This window comes from Pelagibius sp., assembly GCF_028289705.1.
Lineage (GTDB): Bacteria > Pseudomonadota > Alphaproteobacteria > Kiloniellales > Kiloniellaceae > Pelagibius.
Genome location: NZ_JANQOI010000177.1, coordinates 15,643 through 34,111, shown reverse-complemented (window position 1 = coordinate 34,111; position 18,469 = coordinate 15,643). Strand labels below are relative to the sequence as shown.

Below are 18,469 nucleotides of genomic sequence, written 5' to 3'. Positions count from 1 at the left end.
GTTCTCACGCCAGCACGGTGGTGGCAATCACGCGACTACCCGGGCCCACTGTGAGGCTCACGTTCTCAATCGACGACAAGATAGAACCACCATCCACCAGAACCGATCAAGAGAGCCGGCAAGACGGCGCTTGTCCTTTTCCACATGTTTAACGCTCCGGAGTTGTTGTCGGTGAATAGTCCGACCGTCTAGATGGGGTCAGGTTGAGACATCGCCCGATCGGGACTTCCGTCTTGCGTCCGGCCTACCAGAAGCTGCTGACCGATGCTCAAGGCGGGGCCTTCGAGGTCGTGGTGGCTGAAAGCCTCGACCGTCTGTCCCACGATCGGGCTGATGTAGCGAGCCTTTGTAGGACCCTTTCTTTCCGGGGCACCCGGAAAAGCTGCCACATCGCCTGCCTGGTCGCGATCTGGGACCAGCCGATTGCGATAGGCTACAAGTGGAACCTGAGGTCCAGGCGAGAGATCTCCTAGCCGACCCCCCCCCCGTCTTGATTGACCAGGACGTCCGCTGTCTGGGATCCGGATCGCTCAGCTGGTGTAATCTTGCCCCTGGCTCTCGCTCATGAGCAACGCATCATGCCGCGGCTACCGAAGCGTCACAGGGACGTTTCCGCCGTTTGGGCAATCCAATGTCGGAACTGGCGGACCGCTATCTGCTCCACAAAGGCAGGATGGACCGCAAACACATAGCTGCGGTCTGTGGCGATCGGTGCGTCGAAGATGGCGTGCAGCCGTCCGCGGTCGAGAAGATCGCGCACGGCATGGACCGGCGCCAGCGCCACGCCATGGTCGTTGAGCGCCGCCTCGATCACCAGCGACAGGCAGTCATGACTGCTGCCATCCAGCCGGCCGTCGGAGTCGAGGCCAAGCGCGGCGAACCAGTCGCGCCAAAGGCCGTGGCGGCTGCTTTGCTGGATGAGCGGCATTCCTAGCAGCGCGGAGGGCATGGCTATCGGATTGGCAGCCAGGAACCGCGGTGTCGCGACCGGCAACAGCTCTTCCGCGAACAGCACCACGGCGGAAACGCATGCGGACAGATCTTCGACGCAATAGATTGCGCATTCAAAGCCGCCCGGCCGCGCCGCGTCCTCCGTGGGTCTCCAGGAAACCAGATTGACGGCGACGTCCGGGTGGCAGGCATGAAAGTCGCCGAGGCGCGGCATCAGCCAATAGTTGGCGATTTCCGGGGGGACGGCGAGGGTGATTGACGCTCCTTCGTTGTCGGCCCGTAGCGACTGGGCGGCCGCCTGGATTTCGCCGAGCACGCGACGGGCGTGGATCAGGTAGCGTTCGCCATGCTCGGTGAGCACCACCTTGCGCCGCGATCGTGCCAGCAGCGATACACCGAGAACGTGCTCGAGCTGGCGGACCCGCTTGCTGACGGCGCCCTGTGTCAAGGTCAGCTCCCGCGCCGCATAGGAGAAGCTCAGATGCCGCGCCGAAGCCTCAAAAGCGATCAGCCCGGAGATCGAGGGCACTGCCCGGCGGGGCCCGGCCAACGGCGGTACTTTGGCCGCGCCTGTTTCCTCGATCTCCTCGGCCGGCTCAGCTTGAGCAGGTGGTTGAGAATTCGCGTCCATTGTGGCGGTCCACGAGGTATTTGGCGACATAGTAGTCCATGTGACTGCCGCCGCCGTTCTTCATCACTGTGATCTCGTCTGCCGACTGCCGCCCTTCGGCGCGACCCTGGCAGAGCTCGAACAGATCGGCCTTGATGTCATCCAGCGCAATCACTCCGCGCTCGAAGGGCCCCAGAAACTCTCCTGACCGTTCGGTCGTCTGGCGGTGGTCCACGAAGACCGTGGCACGGCGCAGAACGTCGTCGTCGGCCTCGCGCATCTCCGGCGTGAACGAGCCGACCAGATCGACATGCGCGCCGGGCTTGAGCAGGGCGCCTTTGAGATGCGGGCTGCTCGCCATGGTCGCGCTCGAGATGATATCGGCGCTTGCGACAGCGACATCGAGATCTTCGGTTGCCTTGGCCGACACACCCTTTTCGCCCAAAAGCCGCGCCAGCTTCACCGCGTTCTCATGCGTCCGGTTCCATATCCTGACGGTCTTGATGTTCGGCCGGACCGTCAGATGCGCCTCGACGAGATAGGGCGCCAGGTTGCCTGCGCCGATCATCAGGAAGGTCTCGGCGTCTTCTCTGGACAGAATGGAGGACCCCAATGCCGAGTCCGATGAGGTTTTCCGGAAGATCATGGCCTCGCCGTCGATGACGGACTCGGTTACGCCGGTCTCACCGTTCATGAAGACATAGGTCGAGTTGACGTTTGACACGCCGTGGCGGACCTTGTTGTTGGGAAACGAGGTGGTGAGCTTGGCCAGGATCCCCTCGCCCGGCTGCCAGGCTGGCAGTATGATGAAATTGTCCGGATGGCCACTGGGGTTGGGCTCGGAGTACATTGTGCGGTCGGTATGTTTCGGCATGCCGCCGAGGTGCGCCTTGCGCAGCGCCGCGACGAGTCCCTCGAACTCGAGGAGTTCATGCACCCGTTCCGCACCGATCACTTCCATCGCTTGTCTCCCATCTGTTCGCTCTTAGACCCGTATCTGCGTGCTTTCAGCCATACCGTTCAATGATCGCTGGCGGCGGGTACGATCGCCACGTCCGAAGAAGCGCAGCGTAATTCGACCACCTCGGCAATCTGCTCGAAGACTTGCTGGCGGGCTTCGGCGATGAGCGCCGTGCCGTCTTCGGCACAAAGGTCAAGGCGCACCCGGCCACCGAGAAAGGTCCGGTCCTTAAGCCGGGCGGTGAGGACCAGATCCTCTTCGCCGCTGCGTCCCGAAACGCGCATATCCTCCGGTCTGATCACGATCATGACCGACGCGCCGGCTGCCGGCATGGCGGGGGCGGTTACGCGGGCAGCGGGCACCGGCCACCTGAGGCCGGCAACTTCCAGCAGCAGCGTCTCGCTGCCGGCCTCTACCACGCGGGCGCCAACCATATTGGCGTCGCCGATAAAGCCTGCGACGAACGCCGTTGCCGGATTGCGATAGATCTCCTTCGGCTTGCCGATCTGTTCGATGCGGCCCTCGCGCATGACCGCGATGCGGTCGGACATCGACATCGCCTCCTCTTGATCGTGGGTGACGAAGACGAAGGTCTTTCCGGTCTGCCGCTGGATGTGCTTGAGTTCCCGCTGCATCTGGCGGCGCAGCTTCAGATCGAGCGCGCCCAGAGGTTCGTCGAGCAGCAACGATACGGGATCGGGTGCCAAGGCACGTGCCAATGCGACGCGCTGTTGCTGGCCGCCCGACAACTGGGCCGGATAGCGGTCGCCGACATCGGGCAGGTGGATGAGCGCCAGCATCTGCCGGCAGCGCTCGTCGATGGCGACTTGCGCCTGGCCCTGCATCTCGCAGCCGAAGGCGATGTTCTGCCGAACGGTCATATGCGGGAAGAGGGCATAGTCCTGAAAGACCATGCTGACCGGTCGACGGTAGGCGAGTTCATGTGTGATGTCGCGGCCGTCGACGACGATGCTGCCGCTGGTGGGCGTCGCGAATCCCGCGATCGAGCGCAGCAAGGTAGACTTGCCGCAACCCGAGGGGCCAAGAAGGGTCACGAAGACACCGGCCTCGACGCTGAGCGAGACGTCGTCGACCGCGGCATGGTTGCCGTAGCGTTTGACGAGGTTTCGGAGCTCGATGGCCGGATGGCGCTGGCTCACGCTCAGCTCCTTCATTTGGATGGGCTTGGTCATCGGCCCAGCTTTCGGCGTCTGATATGGCGCTCCGCATAGAGCCCGAGTGCCGTGCTCGCAATCAGCACGATGGTCGAGATCGCCGCAAGGCCTGGATCGAAACCGAACCGCAGCTTTGCATAGAGCAAGACCGGAAAGGTCGGTTTGTTGCCGCCGAGGAAGAATGACCGCACGAAGTCCTCAAAAGACAACAGCAGGCAGAACATGATCGCGCCGAACAGCGCCGGTGCCAGAAAGGGCAGGACGATGCGAAACAGGACGATGAGATCGTCGGCACCCAGGTTTCGCGCCGCATCGGCCATGTTCTCGCTCATCGCGTTGAGCCGGGTCAGGAGCATGATGACCACAAAAGGGACCGAGCTGATCGCATGTCCGAAAGAGATGGCGGCAATGCCCGTTTCCAGGCCCAGGTTTCCCAGGAACATGCGGATGGCAATGGCCGAAACGACAACGGGCAGGAACGCCGGCAACACGATTGCGGCGATCATCAGTCCGCGCAACAGCCCCCGCGTGCGAGCCACGACAAAGCTCATCGGCAGGCCGATCGCAACGGCGATGACCGTCGAGTAGAGGGCGGCCTGAAGCGAAATCCAGAGCGCGGAGAGGATTTCCTCGTCTGCCAGAACGCTGCGATACCAGGCTGTCGTCCAATCATGGATCGGAAAGGCGATGAACTTGGAATCGCGAAAGCCCATCGCCGCCATGACGAAGAGCGGCAGGAAGAGGTAGACCACAAACAGCCAGAACCAGATCGGGAGGGCAGTGCCGGAGAGCCGCTTCATGTCGGCCTCGCAGGCTTTCGGCTGCGGAACAGGACCGCAAACAGGCCCACATAGGCCAGCGCGACACCAATCAGGATCATCGAGAAAGCGCTGCCGAGCGGCCAGGAGTCGCCCGCGCGGGAAAACACATAACCGATTGTGGCCGCAAACAGCGTGTCGTCCGGTCCGCCAAGGAGCTGCGGCATCGCATAGAGGCCGATGACGAGGAGAAAGACGAGCGTGCAGCCGCCTACGATCCCGTCGCGCGAGAGCGGCAGGACGATCCGCCACAGCCGTTTGAGAGGGGATGCGCCAAGGCCGGCCGCCGCTTCGAGCAGGGAACCGTCGATCTTCTCCAAGGCCGCGTAGAGCGGCAGCAGCATATAGAGCGAGGTCAGGTAGAGAACGCCGATGGTCAGAGAGACGTTGTTGTAGAGCAAATCGAGTGGCGCGCCGGGAATGCCGAGAAGGCCGAGCGCAGAATTCACCGCCCCCCGATTGGCCAACATTAGGATCCAGGCAAAGCTGCGGACGATCTCGCTGATCCAGAACGGCGCGATCACCAGCAGCAGCAGCCGAATGCGCCTGTCCCGGGGCGCAACCTTGGAGAGGTAGTAGGCGATCGGAAACATGACGACGAGCGTAAGCAGCGTCGCCAGGGTGGCAAAAGCGAAGGAGCGGATGAACGCGGCAAGATAATGCGGCGTCTCGAAGAAGGCGGCATAGTGGTTCAGCGTCCACAGGGTCGGCTCGCCCGGCGGAAGCGGATAGCGGTCCTGGAAGCTGATCGCCACCATCTGCGCCAGAGGTGCCAGATTGGCGACTGCAATCCAGCCAATCGGGATGGCGGCGATCAGGGCAAATCGCAGTGCGGGCAGCCGGGCAAGCGTGTCTACCGCACTGCGATAAGGACCGAACTGCCGTGCGCTGACGAGCAGCCGTGTCATTGGCGGCCGATGAGCGCCCGCGCCGCATCCGCGGACAGGGTGCCGCGGATGCGCGGGGTGGGCGTAAAGATGGTCATGCCGCGCGGATTTCCTCGGCCGCTTTGTCGACCAAGTCGAAGATGAAGGCAGCCGTCTCGACGTCCACCCAGGTCAAATGGCTTCGCTCCTCGTCGCTCAGCGACAGGACCTTGCGTTCGGCATCCGTCAACAGCTCTTCGACACCCTTCATGGCCGAGTTGAAACCTGTCGAACGCACCATGGCTGCGCCGTTCTCGGGTGAGGACAAGAGCGCATTCAGAAATGCGTAGGCGTTCTCCATGTTCTTGGCGTTGCGGGCGATGTTGAAGCCATAGGCGTAGGCCAGTCCGCCTTCGCGCGGAATCGTGAAGCCGACCGGAAAGCCTTCGAGAATGAGCTGCGCGGCTGGGCCGGAGCTGCCGGCGGCGAGGGCGACATCGCCAGTCAGCATCATCTGCTGGACTTCCGTGGCGGCATCGTAATAGCGGCGCACCTTGTTCTTGTGCTCGATCAGGAAGTCGCGCGTTGCATCGACGGCGCGCTGGGCGATATCGGTATTGCCGGCATAAGAGCTGCCGGTTCCGTCATAGCCAAGGTAATTCATCACCAGCGGAAAGAAGTCCTGGATCTGGTAGCTGGTCGTTCCGGTATTCGCCTCATCGAACATTGCTGACAGGCTCGTCGGGCGGTCCAGCACCTCGGTGTTGTAGATCAGCCCGGTGCTGACCACGACCACCGGCACACCCCAGACGCGGTCTCTGCGCGACACCCATTCGGCTTTGGCGAACTCGGTCTGCACCAGCGACCAGTTATCGAGCTGACCCATGTCGATGGGTTCCAGAAAGTCGGCATCGATGAATTGGTAAAAGCGGTGCCCGGCAACGCATACGATATCGGCGCTGAAGTCACCCTTTTCCGCAGCCATCAGGTTGAACTGCTCCGCCTGGTCGCTGACGAGCCTGACATTGACGTCGATACCGGTCTGATCGGAGAAGGCTTCGCGGAACGCATCCGTGATGAAGCCGTCATAGGACCAGACGTTGAGGCTCCGGCTTTCGGCGCGGGCTCTGCCGATGATGGCCGGTGCAGCCAGGGCGGTCGCGCCCAGAACGCTGGCACCTTGTATCATCCTTCGACGGGTAAGTTGGTCTTTCATCGCTGCCTCCTTGTCGATGGAACGGCCTCCCCGGCCTCCCTTAGTGGCTTGTTCGGGATGGATTCCTTGCCGGGCCGTCGCGCGAAGGGGCATGGCCCTACACAACATGCCTCTTTGCTAACCTCGGCAAGATGCATTTTCCCGATGCTTGAGCCGAAACCATTAATGCCAGGATAGGCCGCCCGCCGCGCCATCAGGCGCCATCGCTCCGCTGGTCACTGCCGAATTCATGGCATGGTTTCGGTTGGTTATCGGAAATGATCCCACCAGCCTGAGCAGGAGAAAAGGTGCAAAAGTCTCATCCTGAGTATAAAATTGAGTCATGCAACTTAGACGGCGTCTGCCATCCGCCTCGGCCCTCTTCACCTTCGAAGCCGCCGCCCGGCTGGGCAGTTTTTCGCGGGCCGCGCGCGAACTGAACATCACCCAGCCTGCCGTGAGTCACGCCATATCCCGGCTTGAGCGCCACATCGGGCAGGCGCTGTTCATGCGCGCCGGACCCAAGCTCGAACTGACGCCCAGCGGAGAGCGGCTGAGCCGCGTGGCGACACGCGCCTTCATGGCAATCGAGGACGCGCTGGAAGAAATTCAGGCCCACGACGATACCCGCGATGTCGTCATGCTTTCGATTTCCTCAGGCATGGCAACCCATTGGCTCATGCCGCGTTATGGCGCGTTCCGCGAGCGCTTCCCGAAAACCGATCTGCAGTTCCAGCTTATGCCCGGGGCCGTCGGCGGACCGCTGCACAACTGCGATCTTGGACTGCGCGTGGCGGAGGGCGAGGCAAGTAAGCGGTTGGAGGGCCGCTTCACCTGCGAACGTGTCGTGGCGGTCGCTACGCCGGGCTATCTGGAGCGTCACGGGCCACTGGAGCGGCCGCGCCGGCCGCATACACTGATCAACCTGACCGAGCATTGGTTCGGATGGAGCGAGTTTGCCGCCGCGACCGGGATCTCTCTGCCGCAACAGAACGACAAGATCGCCTTCTCGGACTATTCCGTGGTCATTCAGACCGCGCTGAGCGGACAAGGGGTGGCGCTGGCCTGGACGTCGGTCGCCTCGCGCCTGATCCTCGACGGTATGCTGAAGAAGGCAAGCGACGCGGTCATGGTGACTGACCGGAACTATCACTTCGTCACCTCGAACCAGCGCCCGATCGTCCAGGCCGTGCGCGCATGGCTCATTGAACAGATGCGCTGCGAGGAACGGGACCTGGACCTTATGCTCTGACCTCGGCTCTGTGCCATATATTCCAAAGAGGTCCGTTGGGCGGAAACAAATTCAATTGCCAAATACCGGGAACCGTTGAAGATTCGCGGCCAGCGCGGCAGCCATGCGGCAACCCTGCGAACGAAGGAGTACGTCCCTTGCTGATAACCGCTGCCAACATCTTCGTCGCGAAGACAGGGTATCGGCGCGCGGTCATCGTGGAGATCGAGACCGACGCCGGCATTTCCGGCATCGGCGAGGTGGGGATCGCTTATGGCGCGGGCACGCAGGCGGCAGCCGCCATGGCCGAGGAAATGCTGACGCGTTTCGTGATCGGCAAGAACGCGGCGCAAATCGAACTGATCTGGAATACGATCTACGATGTCGGCTTTTGGACCAAGGGCGGCGGCGCCATCGCCATGGCCGGGCTGAGCGGCATCGAGCATGCCTTGTGGGACATCAAGGGCAAGGCTCTCGGCGTTCCGGTCTATGAGCTGTTCGGCGGGGTCGTCACCGACCAATTGCCCGTCTATGCCAATGGCTGGTGGCACGACTGCCGGACCGATGACGACTACGCCGAAGCCGCTGCGGCGATGGTCGCCCGCGGCTATCGCGGGCTCAAGTACTATCCGCTCGGGGAGCACGACCCCGACACCGTGATCCGCCATCCCTCACGGCGCCGGGCGGCCGATGACATCGACACCAGGGTTTATGACCGGATCGCCAGGATCCGCGAGCGTGTCGGCGAGCGCGTCGACATCATGCTCGACTTCGGCGGAGGGCTCACATCGGACCAGCTTGGCCGGATTCTCAAGCGGATCGAACCGCTCAACGTCGCCTTCATCGAGGAGCCCGTCGACCCAGGATTGCCGAGGGCGCTCGAACTGATCAGTCGCAAGACCTCGATCCCACTGGCCGCGGGTGAGCGGCACTACACGCGCTACGGCATCCACCCCATCCTGGAGAGCGGTGCGGTGACCATTGTCCAGCCGGACATCTGCAACACCGGCGGCCTGATGGAAGGGCGCAAGATCGCCGCCCTGGCGGAGATCTACAACGCACGGGTCGCGCCGCACAACTACGGCAGTGCGCTGGCGACCGTGATCGCCGCACAGCTCAGCGCCTGCATTCCGAACTTCATGGTTCTTGAGTGCTTTCCCGACTTCGACAAGGAGCCGGGCTTCGAACCGGTGATCGACGACCCCCTGGAACTGCGCGTCCGGGACGGTCTGATGCCGCTGCCCACGGACCCCGGTCTGGGCGCGACGCTGACAAAGTCAATGCGGGCCTCCAGCCTGTGGGCGCGGGTCGAACCGGAGGCGCGCAGCGAGAGCATCGGTTTCGGCTGAACCGCTAAGCTTTGCCTGCCTGCCGGACTCCGCGTTCCATCGCGTTTCACTGTGTATTGAAGCCGACTGACTCTTAATCAGCGGGTCCTAGGTTCGAGTCCTAGTGCGCCCACCATGTTTTCTCCCTGTTTTCGGCAATCGCAGAGAAGAAATCGGCGGGCCGGGCCTGTCGTCTCCGATTTGATCTTCGGGGTGGCGACGACAACACCGTTGTTCTCCTGTTCGAATGGCGCAACGATGCCCTCGATGACAATGAAAGCGGGCGTCGATGCGCGATATCAACTTAAAAGCCACGGAGTACTTCGAAGCGGTGGCACGGCTTGGCACGGTGACCAAGGCGGCCGAGGAACTGCAGGTGTCGGCATCCGCCGTGAGCCAGCAGCTCAAGGTCCTGGAGACGCAACTAGGTGCGCGGCTCTTCCGCCGCGAAAAACGGCGGCTGATCCTCACCCTGGATGGCGATCGCCTGTTCCAGACCACGTCCCAGTCGTTCGGCGCGCTGCGCAATGCCTGCAGTGCCATCGGACGGCAGCGCGATCTCAGAAGCGTGACCATCCGGGTCAGTCCGAGTTTCGGCGTGCGCTGGCTGGGTCCCAGGATCGCAGGCTTTGCCGCGGCCCATCCGGAATGGAACATCCGCATCGATGCGGCGCCGGACTTCACCGCCTTCGAGACCGAGGTGATCGACTTCGACCTGCGCTACGGGGCCGGCGGCTGGTCCGGCCTGGCGGTCGAGCAGTTCATGAACGACTCCGTTCTGCCGATGTGCAGCCCCGAATACCTCGAAAAGCTGCGCGCTGTATCGGACGACCCCGCCGAGCAACTGGCGGCGGCGCGCCTGATCGACAGCGTGAAGATGCTGTACCGCTGGGACATCTGGCTGGCGTCGAACAACATCAAGCTGCCGGACCTCGTCTATCCCTTCCGCTTCGACCGTTCATCGATGGCCATCGAGATGGCGAAGCAAGGCGGGGGCCTGGCGCTCGACAGCGTGTCGCTCTGCCTTCCGGAGTTGGAGCGCGGCGAACTGGTGCCCTTCTGCACCGATTTCGCGGTCGTCAATTTTCCCGCCTATTGGTTCGTCTGTCCGCCGCGCCACTTCAACCGCAGAATCGTCAGCCGCTTCTTCGACTGGCTGAAAGCGGCCTGCACGGATCATGAAGACCGGGTCAGAACGCTGCTGCAGGAAAAGGGATGCCATTTCCGACAGGTGGCCGCGGGCGATTTGCTCGGCGAGGCGCCGGAGCACAGCGACTGAAGCGTTCTCGACTGACGGCGAATTGGTTCCGGCCCGGTGGTGAAGGCTACACAGGCCCTGCGTTCAGTGGATCAGCGCGCCGCCGTTCACGTCGACCTCGGTGCCGGTGCAATAGGCCGACAGGTCGGATGCGAGGAAGAGGGCACAGCCCGCGACGTCCGACGCCTCGCCGGCGCGGCCCATGGGGATGCCCGCCAGCACCTGTGCCCGCATGTCGTCGGTGAGCTTGCCGGCGGTGATGTCGGTGGCGATGAAGCCCGGGCAGATCGCGTTGGAGCGCACGTTGTCCGGCGCCAGTTCCCGCGCCATCGCCTTGGTCAGACCCAGCACCCCCGCCTTGGCCGCCGAGTAATGCGGGCCGCCGAAAATGCCGCCGCCGCGCTGCGCCGAGACCGAGGAGAGATTGACGATGGAACCGGATTTCTGCGCGCGCATGGTCGGTATCACCGCCTGGCTCATGTAGAGGGTGCCGCGCAGGCTGACGTCGGTGACGGCGTCGTAGTTCTGGGGCGCGATCTCCATAACCTTCAACGGCTGGGTGATCCCCGCGTTGTTCACGAGGATATCGATGCGGCCCCACTTGTCCCTGAGTGCGGCTGCGGCGTGCTCACAGCTCTGCTTGTCAGTCACGTCGCAGGCAAGGCCGATATGGCCCCCGTTCAGTTCCGCCGCCACGGCCTTGGCCTGATCCTCGTCGAGATCCAGGATCGCGACCGTCGCGCCGTGTTCGGCGAAAAGCTCCGCGGTTGCCCTGCCCAGCCCGCGCGGGCTGGCCGCACCGGTGATGATCGCAAACTTGTTCTCAAGTAGCCCCATGGGCGTTTCCCCTTTTTCGCGGCCGGTTCACAGCCAGCTCTTGATTTGCGCGGCGACCCTGTCGACGGAGAGTCCGTACATCTCGTGAAGCGTCGGCAGGGCGCCGGCTTCGAGGAATTCGTCGGGCAGAGCGATCATCCGGAACCGCGACGCCACGCCGGCGGTCAGAAGCTCCCTTGCAACCGCTTCGCCCAGCCCGCCGTTCACCGTGTGGTTTTCGGCGGTGACCACCAGCCGTCCACCCGCCTGGGACTCGGCAAGGATGGTCTCGACGTCGAGCGGTTTGATGGTCGGCACATGCAGCACCGCGACGTCGATCCTGTCGCCGGCCAGCTTCTCCGCGGCGTCGAGCGCGCGCATGGTCATGATGCCCGAGGAGATCACGAGAACGTCGCCGCCCTCGCGGATCACCTGCGCGCGCCCCAATTCGAAACGGTAGTCAGGCCTGTGCCGCGTCAGGACGCTGGGCACCTTGCCGCGCAGAAGCCGGGCATAGACCGGCCCCTCATGGGCCACCATCGCCGGCACCATCCCGGCCACGTCCACGGCGTCGCAGGGATCGATGAGCGTCATGTTCGGCAGGCCCCGGAAGATCGCCAGGTCCTCGGTCGCCTGGTGGCTCGGCCCGTAGCCGGTGGTCAGGCCGGGCAGGGCGCAGACGATCTTGACCGGCAGGTTCTCCTCGGCGATCGCCATGGCGATGAAGTCATAGGCCCGGCGCGCGGCGAAAACGGCATAGGTCGTCGCGAAGGGCAGGAACCGCTCGCGCGCCATGCCGGCGGCAACCGACATCAGAAGCTGCTCGGCCATGCCCATCTGGTAGAACCGCTCCGGCATGGCATCCGCAAAGACGTGCAGGTCGGTGTATTTCGACAGGTCCGCCGACAGCCCGACGATGCGGTCGTCGGTCTTCGCGGCCTCGACCAGCGCATGCCCGAAGGGCGCGGCGACGGTGTCGTAGCCCTCGGCGGCCAGCGAGGCGATCATGGCCGAGGTGGCGACCTTCCGCTCCGGGGCCTTGCGCGCCTCGTATTTGCGGGCCATGGACGCAAGAGTCATTGCGGCTTCCCTTCCTCCAGAACGGCCAATGCCTTGGACCACTCGTCCGGCTCGACCCGCACGAAATGCGTGATCTCGCGCCGTTCCAAAAAGTCGACACCCTTGCACATGGTCGTGTTGCAGATGATCACGCGCGGTTTTGGCTCGGCCAGGGCGCGCGCGGCGTCCAGCGCGGCCACCACCGCATCCATGTCGTTGCCGTCGACCTCCTGCGCGTGCCAGCCGAAGGCTTCCCACTTCGGCGGTTCCGCGGCGACGGCCAACGCATCGCGCGTCGGGCCGTCGGCCTGCTGGTTGTTGAAGTCCACGATGCAGATCAGGTTGTCGAGCTTCCACTGGACCGCCGACATGACGGCCTCCCAGGTGGAGCCCTCGCCGAGTTCGCCGTCCGACATCAGGTTGTAGACGAGGGCGGGGTTCCCTTTTCGCCGCAGTCCCATAGCCATGCCGACGGCAATGCCGAGCCCGTGGCCCAGCGATCCGCCGGTGATCTCCATCCCCGGCGTGTAGGAGGCCATGCCGGACATCGGCATCCGGCTGTCGTCCATCCCGTAGGTCTCGATCTCCTCCTCCGGCAGGACACCGGCCTCCATCAGCGCCGCGTAGAGCGCGATGGCATAGTGCCCGATCGACAGCAGGAAGCGGTCGCGGCCCTCCCACTCCGGATCGTCGGGGCGGTATTCGAGGGCGTGGAAGTAGGTGGCCGCCAGAACATCCGCGATGCCCAGCGCCTGGCCGATATATCCCTGGCCCTGAATCTCGCCCATGCGCAGGGCTTTGCGCCGTATGTTCAGCGCACGCTCTTCCAGCGAAACGTTCGACCTGCGACCGGAGCGGTCGGGCGGCGTCATAATCTCCTCCCCTTCGGGATTGGCGACTGAGAGTGCTAGCACGTCAAAGCAGGGATGAAATTTGCGAAACATTCAACAGTTGTTAAGCAAAACTTAATACCGCCAGCCGGCAAAGCGGGCTAATCAGCGCGTAGTGCGTCATATTGTGCGCGAGGCGGCCCCGGAGGAGGACATGACGGCCAGCATCCAGGACATGGCGAGCGCGATCCGCTTCCTCGCACTCGATTCGATCCTTAATGCTGGCGAGGGCCATCAGGGCGTACCTCTGGGCATGGCGGAGATCGCGGCAACGCTCTACGCGCGCCATCTCAAAGTGGATCCCACCGCCCCGCTCTGGCCGGACCGCGACCGGGTCGTGCTGTCCAACGGCCATGGCTCGATGCTGCTCTATGCGCTGTTGCACCTTTCGGGCTATGAGCATGTCTCGCTCGACTCGCTGAAGAGCTTCCGGCGTCTGGGGTCGGTCTGCGCGGGCCATCCTGAAATCGAACAGGACGCGGGCATTGAGATCACCAGCGGCCTTCTGGGCCAGGGCATTGCCTGCGCCGTCGGCATGGCGGCCGCCGAGGCGCGCCTGGCGGCCCGTTTCGGTCCCGATCTCGTCGATCACCGCACCTGGGCCTTCGTCGGCGACGGCTGCTTTCAGGAAGGCATCGGGCAGGAGGCGATCTCCCTCGCCGGCCACCTGCAACTCGGCAAGCTCACCTTCCTCTGGGACGACAACCACATCACCGACGACGGCGACACGGCGCTCGCCATCAGCGAGGACGTGCCGGCGCGCTTTCGGGCCGCCGGCTGGCACGTCGAAGCCGTCGACGGGCACGATATCGAGGCCGTGTCCAGCGCCCTCGACGCGGCCAAAGCCGATCCGCGCCCCTCGATGATCGCCTGCCGGACCGTCATTGCCCGGGGCATTCCGCGCCTGCAGGGCCTGCGCGGCGGCCACAGCGCGCCGCTGACGCCCGAGGATTCCGCGGAGGCGCGGCAGGCGCTGGGCTGGCCCCACGCCGCCTTCGACATCCCGGACGCGGTTCGCCGGCACTGGCAGAACGCCATGGCCGGGGGCACCGCCGCCCGGGCCGCCTGGGAGACACAGCTGGAGAGCTATCCGCAGGCGGAGGCGTTCCGGGCCTGGAGCGAGGGCCGCCTGCCCGCGGATTGGGGTGCGCTTGCCACGCGCCTTGCCGCCAACGCCGCCAAGGCGGCGGAGGACAAAGCGACGATCCTCGCCTCCGGCGACGTCTGCGATGCGCTCGCCGAGGTGCTGCCGGAGACGCTGGTGCTCTGCGCCGACCTCGAAGCGCCCACCAACCACAAGCGCAGCCGCACGGCCTTCACAGCGTCCGACCGCTCCGGAAGCTACATCCACTGCGGTGTGCGCGAACACCTGATGGGCGCCATGGCAGACGGCATCGCCGCCCACGGCGGTCTGCGTCCGGTGAACGTCACCTACTTCGCCTTTTCGGACTACGAGCGCCCGGCCATGCGCATGGCCGCCCTGATGGGCCTGCCGGCGCTCTTCGTCTTCAGTCACGACTCCATCGGTGTCGGCAGCAACGGGCCGACGCACCAGCCGGTGGAGATCCTGGCGAGCTTCCGGGCCATGCCGAACATGCGTGTCTTCAGGCCCGCCGACGCGGTGGAAACGGCGGAGGCCTGGCAGATCGCCATGGAAACGCGGGACGGTCCCAGCCTTCTCGCACTCTCGCGCCAGCCGGCCCGGGCGGTGCGCCGGACGGCGACGGAGAACCGGACGCGCAAGGGCGCTTACCTTCTCAGCGGCGGCGACGGTCCGCGCGATCTGACGCTGCTGGCGACCGGAACGGAAGTGGGTCTCGCCATGGAGGCGCGCGGGTTGCTTGCCGAGGCAGGCATCTGCGCGGCCGTCGTCTCCATGCCGTGCTGGGAGTTGTTCGAGGCGCAGGACGAGCGCTACCGCGCCGAGGTCCTCGGGAGCGCGCCCCGGATCGCGATCGAGGCCGCGCTCTCCTTCGGCTGGGAGCGCTGGTTGCGCCCCGAGGACCGCTTCATCGGCATGACCGGATTCGGTGCGTCGGACCGCAGCGAAGCGCTCTACGAGCATTTCGGCATTACCGCAGAGCGCATCGCCGAGACCGGCAGGGCGCTGGTTCCGCTGCGCGCCGCCTCGGCCCGCTGACAGGCCGATCTTTTAGCCCATCTTACAAACGTTTTAAATTTTCTGACTGGAATGAGCCCGGGGCATGGGAGAACGTGGCCGGGAATGGGAGGAGGATCTTGTCTGGGGAAGCCCGCGCCGTCGCGGTCCCGAGGCTTGATCAAATGCACTAGGAGGAACCATGTCCAACAAGATCAAGACCGTCATTGGCGCCTGCGCCATTTCGGTCGGCCTCGCAATGTCCGGCATCGGAGCCGCGCAGGCCGATTGGCCCGAACGTCCGATCAAAGTGATCGTGCCCTACTCGCCGGGCGGCTCGCCCGACCAGTTGACGCGCAAGTTCTCGGCCGTTCTTGCCGAGAACGGTTTTCTGTCCGAGCCCGTGAACGTGGTGAACGTCGAGGGCCACTTCTCGGTCGGCGCCACGGAAGCCAAGAACGCCAGGCCGGACGGCTATACGTTCCTGTTCCTCCACGCCGCACTGATGTCGGCCGAGGTGGTGAACCCGGATTCCGGCGTGTCATGGCGCAACTACGCGCCGGTCGCCAAGACCTCGAACTTCGGCCTGACCATCGTCGTCAACCAGTCCTCGCCGTGGAAGACCCTTCCCGAATTGATGGCGGCGACCGTCGGCGACCACGACATCAAGTTCGGGGTGAACCTCGGTGCGATCAATCACCTGACCTACATCGACCTGATGGATGCCTGGCCGGGCTCCGACTTCAAGCTGGTTCAGGTCGGCGGCGGCGGCAAGCAGTACCCGCAGCTCAAGGGCGGCCACATCCAGGCCGGCATCATGACCTCTCAGGACATCCTGACCTTCCAAGACCCCGAACTGCGGGTTCTCGGGTACTCCGGCCCCGCCCGTCTGGGCGCCCTGCCCGAAATCCCGACGTTCAGGGAAGCGGGCGTCGAAGCCGGCATCACCTACGACTACTGGTGGTTCGCGCCGAAGGACACGCCGCAGGAAGCCATTGACGGATTTGCAGCCGCGCTGGAAAAGGCTATTGCTAGCGACGACATGCAGACGTGGCTCGACGCCAAGGGCCTGACGGACGACTTCCTGAAGGGCCCGGAACTCGTGGCCGACATCGAGGCCACCTGGGAGAAGATCGTGCCGATCGCCGAAAAGGCGAAGTCTGCGCTGAAGAACAAGTAAGCACCACCGGGGAAAGAGAGCAGGATCATGCCGGACCACAGGAATGAGCCCGCTCTCTTTCTCGAAATCGCCTTAACGCTGTTTCTCATTGCAGCCGGCGGCCTGATCTATGCCGTCGCGCAACCGATCCCGGACAACGCCTTCGAACCCCTCGGCGCAAGGTTCGCGCCGGTCGCCATCAGCCTCTGCCTGATCGGCCTTTGCGTTCTGAACCTGGCCATCGGCGCCGCGGCGCTGAGACGCCGCGGTCGGACCCTGGGGCAGGGCCTGGCGGTCAACCGCCGCTTCCTGGACTGTGCCTTGATGCTGGTCTGCATCAGCCTCTATGTCTGGGTGGTCTCGGAGAAGGCGCTTCCTTTCACGGCCAGCACCTGCCTCTTCGTGACGCTGTCCATGGCGCTGCTGTTCCGGAATCTGCGCAAGGCCTGGCTGTTCGCCCTCATCGGCCTGGCGCTGGGGTTCGCCATCGAACTCCTGTCCTCCACCGTCTTCTACATCGACATCTGATCGCGCGCCGTTCAGGGAGGGACCGGTGGACGGCTTTCTCGCATCGCTCATCGGGCTTTTCGCACCGCAGCTCTTTCTGCTGGCGGTGGTCGGCACCGTCGGCGGCGTCTTCGTAGGCTCGATCCCCGGTCTCAGCGGGACCATGCTGATCTCGCTCTGCCTGCCGATCACCTTCTACATGGAGCCGGTCAGCGCGGTCGTCCTTCTCGTCGCCATCTATACCGGATCGATCACCGGGGGCCTGATCTCGGCCACCCTGATGCGCACGCCGGGCACGGTGTCCAACGTCATGACCACGCTGGATGCCTACCCCCTGGCCCGCAAGGGCCAGGCGCAGCGCGCCCTCAGCCTCGGCATCGCGGCCTCCTTCGCGGGATCCATCTTCGGCTGGCTGGCGCTCGCGATCCTCGCCAAGCCGCTCTCCAACGTGGCGATCAAGGTGGGCTCGGCGGAGCTCTTCGCGCTGGTCGTGCTGGCCCTCGCGCTGATCTCTTCGGTCAGCTCCGGGTCCATGCTCAAGGGCCTGATCATGGGGGCCGTGGGGATCATCCTGGCGCTGCCCGGCGTCGACCCCACCACCGGGGTGACGCGGCTGACCATGGGGTTCTGGCAGTTGAACGGAGGCTTTCACATCCTGCCGGTCCTGGTGGGCATCTTCGCCGTGGCGCCGATCCTGGGCGACATCCTGGACCTCGATAGCCGGGCAGGCGAACCGCAGTACCGCCACAGCCGGAAGTTCCTGTTCTCCTTCGCGGACGTGAAGCGCTTCTGGAACCTGATCCTGCGCTCATCGACCCTGGGCACCATCGTCGGCATCTTGCCGGGCGTCGGCGGCAATGTCGCCTCGGTGGTGGCCTACACCTCCGCAAGGGTGCTCTCGCGCAAGCCCAAGGAGTTCGGCCAAGGCTCCGAGGAGGGGATCGTCGCCTCCGAGAGCGCCAACAACGCCTCGGTCGGCGGCGCGCTCATCCCGCTGATCACCCTCGGCATCCCCGGCAGCGTGGTCGACGTGCTTCTGATCGGCGCGCTGATGATGCATGACATCGCCCCCGGGCCGATGCTGTTCATCACCAACGCGCCCGTCGCCTGGACGCTGGTGACGACGCTTCTGGTGTCCAGCGTGCTGATGCTGCTCACCATGATCTATGCGACGGGGCCGATCAGCCGGCTGATCGGCTTGCCGAAGCAGGGCATTCTGCCGGTGATCCTGGTGTTTTGCGTGGTCGGAGTCTACGCGACGACCAACCGGATGTTCGATGTCTGGGTGATGATCGCCTTCGGGTTCGCAGCCCTGCTCTTCGAGCGCGCCCGCTTTCCCATGGCGCCGCTGGTGATCGGCTTCGTCCTGGCCCCCATCGCGGAGAAGAGCCTCCGCTCGGGCCTGATGGCCAGCGACGGCGACGTGGTGGCATTCCTGACCACGCCGCTGAGCCTCGTGCTTCTCTTCGCGTCCTTCGCCCTTTTCGTATGGCCCATCGTGCAGGCGGTCAGGAGCTGGGTCGGCACCTCCACGGCAGGACGATAGG

Annotated in this window: 17 protein-coding genes; 8 read left to right on the top strand and 9 right to left on the bottom strand. The window is 64.5% G+C overall.

Features of this window, described 5'->3' with window-relative positions; all coding sequences use genetic code 11:
- The first annotated feature begins 203 nt into the window (after positions 1 to 203).
- Positions 204 to 473, top strand: coding sequence for a recombinase family protein (locus Q0996_RS25560; protein WP_367575681.1), 270 nt, complete (start codon positions 204 to 206; stop codon positions 471 to 473).
- Between the two features lie 125 nt (positions 474 to 598).
- Here Q0996_RS25560 and Q0996_RS22255 read toward each other — a convergent pair whose 3' ends face one another.
- The 6 genes from Q0996_RS22255 to Q0996_RS22230 all read right to left on the bottom strand — a co-directional run bounded on the left by Q0996_RS22255 (position 599) and on the right by Q0996_RS22230 (position 6,597).
- Positions 599 to 1,582: a LysR substrate-binding domain-containing protein gene (locus tag Q0996_RS22255; protein ID WP_299625225.1), complete on the bottom strand. Its 984-nt coding sequence runs from the start codon at positions 1,580 to 1,582 to the stop codon at positions 599 to 601.
- Positions 1,548 to 2,522, bottom strand: a complete 975-nt coding sequence (locus Q0996_RS22250; RefSeq protein WP_299625223.1) for an ornithine cyclodeaminase — start codon at positions 2,520 to 2,522, stop codon at positions 1,548 to 1,550. Before Q0996_RS22250 ends, Q0996_RS22255 begins: the two co-directional genes overlap by 35 nt.
- Before the next feature lie 59 nt (positions 2,523 to 2,581).
- Entirely contained in the window at positions 2,582 to 3,715 is a 1,134-nt protein-coding gene (locus Q0996_RS22245) for an ABC transporter ATP-binding protein (RefSeq protein WP_299625221.1), read from the bottom strand.
- The gene (locus Q0996_RS22240; RefSeq protein WP_299625219.1) at positions 3,712 to 4,497 is read right to left on the bottom strand and encodes an ABC transporter permease; all 786 of its coding nucleotides are present in this window, start codon (positions 4,495 to 4,497) and stop codon (positions 3,712 to 3,714) included. The genes Q0996_RS22245 and Q0996_RS22240 overlap by 4 nt, the downstream gene beginning before the upstream one ends.
- Positions 4,494 to 5,423 carry an ABC transporter permease gene (locus Q0996_RS22235; RefSeq protein WP_299625218.1) on the bottom strand — a complete coding sequence of 310 codons (930 nt, stop codon included), beginning with the start codon at positions 5,421 to 5,423 and terminating at the stop codon, positions 4,494 to 4,496. Before Q0996_RS22235 ends, Q0996_RS22240 begins: the two co-directional genes overlap by 4 nt.
- Positions 5,424 to 5,496: 73 nt before the next feature.
- Positions 5,497 to 6,597, bottom strand: a complete 1,101-nt coding sequence (locus Q0996_RS22230; protein ID WP_299625216.1) for a PotD/PotF family extracellular solute-binding protein — start codon at positions 6,595 to 6,597, stop codon at positions 5,497 to 5,499.
- 322 nt (positions 6,598 to 6,919) lie between these two features.
- Here Q0996_RS22230 and Q0996_RS22225 point away from each other — a divergent pair, with 322 nt between their 5' ends.
- The 3 genes from Q0996_RS22225 to Q0996_RS22215 all read left to right on the top strand — a co-directional run bounded on the left by Q0996_RS22225 (position 6,920) and on the right by Q0996_RS22215 (position 10,414).
- The gene (locus tag Q0996_RS22225) at positions 6,920 to 7,828 is read left to right on the top strand and encodes a LysR family transcriptional regulator (RefSeq protein WP_299625215.1); all 909 of its coding nucleotides are present in this window, start codon (positions 6,920 to 6,922) and stop codon (positions 7,826 to 7,828) included.
- A gap of 137 nt (positions 7,829 to 7,965) precedes the next feature.
- Entirely contained in the window at positions 7,966 to 9,156 is a 1,191-nt protein-coding gene (locus tag Q0996_RS22220) for a mandelate racemase/muconate lactonizing enzyme family protein (protein WP_299625214.1), read from the top strand.
- Positions 9,157 to 9,424: 268 nt separating this feature from the next.
- Positions 9,425 to 10,414 carry a LysR substrate-binding domain-containing protein gene (locus Q0996_RS22215; protein WP_299625213.1) on the top strand — a complete coding sequence of 330 codons (990 nt, stop codon included), beginning with the start codon at positions 9,425 to 9,427 and terminating at the stop codon, positions 10,412 to 10,414.
- A gap of 63 nt (positions 10,415 to 10,477) precedes the next feature.
- On the opposite strand, the gene Q0996_RS22210 is transcribed toward Q0996_RS22215, so the two are convergent.
- From Q0996_RS22210 to Q0996_RS22200, 3 genes are read right to left on the bottom strand one after another with little or no spacing between them, the layout of a single operon-like run.
- Complete coding sequence (locus Q0996_RS22210) at positions 10,478 to 11,230, bottom strand: SDR family NAD(P)-dependent oxidoreductase (RefSeq protein WP_299625212.1); 753 nt, start codon at positions 11,228 to 11,230, stop codon at positions 10,478 to 10,480.
- A gap of 27 nt (positions 11,231 to 11,257) precedes the next feature.
- Positions 11,258 to 12,289 carry a transketolase C-terminal domain-containing protein gene (locus Q0996_RS22205; protein WP_322096781.1) on the bottom strand — a complete coding sequence of 344 codons (1,032 nt, stop codon included), beginning with the start codon at positions 12,287 to 12,289 and terminating at the stop codon, positions 11,258 to 11,260.
- Positions 12,286 to 13,140, bottom strand: coding sequence for a transketolase (locus Q0996_RS22200; RefSeq protein ID WP_299625207.1), 855 nt, complete (start codon positions 13,138 to 13,140; stop codon positions 12,286 to 12,288). The genes Q0996_RS22205 and Q0996_RS22200 overlap by 4 nt, the downstream gene beginning before the upstream one ends.
- 172 nt (positions 13,141 to 13,312) lie before the next feature.
- Between Q0996_RS22200 and tkt the strand changes: the two genes are divergently transcribed.
- The 4 genes from tkt (at position 13,313) to Q0996_RS22180 (ending at position 18,468) form a co-directional block, all read left to right on the top strand.
- Complete coding sequence (gene tkt / locus Q0996_RS22195; protein ID WP_299625204.1) at positions 13,313 to 15,298, top strand: transketolase; 1,986 nt, start codon at positions 13,313 to 13,315, stop codon at positions 15,296 to 15,298.
- 160 nt (positions 15,299 to 15,458) lie between these two features.
- On the top strand, positions 15,459 to 16,436 hold the full coding sequence (locus tag Q0996_RS22190) for a tripartite tricarboxylate transporter substrate binding protein (protein ID WP_299625202.1): 978 nt from the start codon (positions 15,459 to 15,461) through the stop codon (positions 16,434 to 16,436).
- Positions 16,437 to 16,463: 27 nt separating this feature from the next.
- Positions 16,464 to 16,943, top strand: a complete 480-nt coding sequence (locus tag Q0996_RS22185) for a tripartite tricarboxylate transporter TctB family protein (protein ID WP_299625199.1) — start codon at positions 16,464 to 16,466, stop codon at positions 16,941 to 16,943.
- A gap of 25 nt (positions 16,944 to 16,968) precedes the next feature.
- Positions 16,969 to 18,468 (top strand): tripartite tricarboxylate transporter permease, encoded by a 1,500-nt coding sequence (locus Q0996_RS22180; protein ID WP_299625194.1) that lies wholly within the window; start codon positions 16,969 to 16,971, stop codon positions 18,466 to 18,468.
- Position 18,469 lies beyond the last annotated feature (1 nt).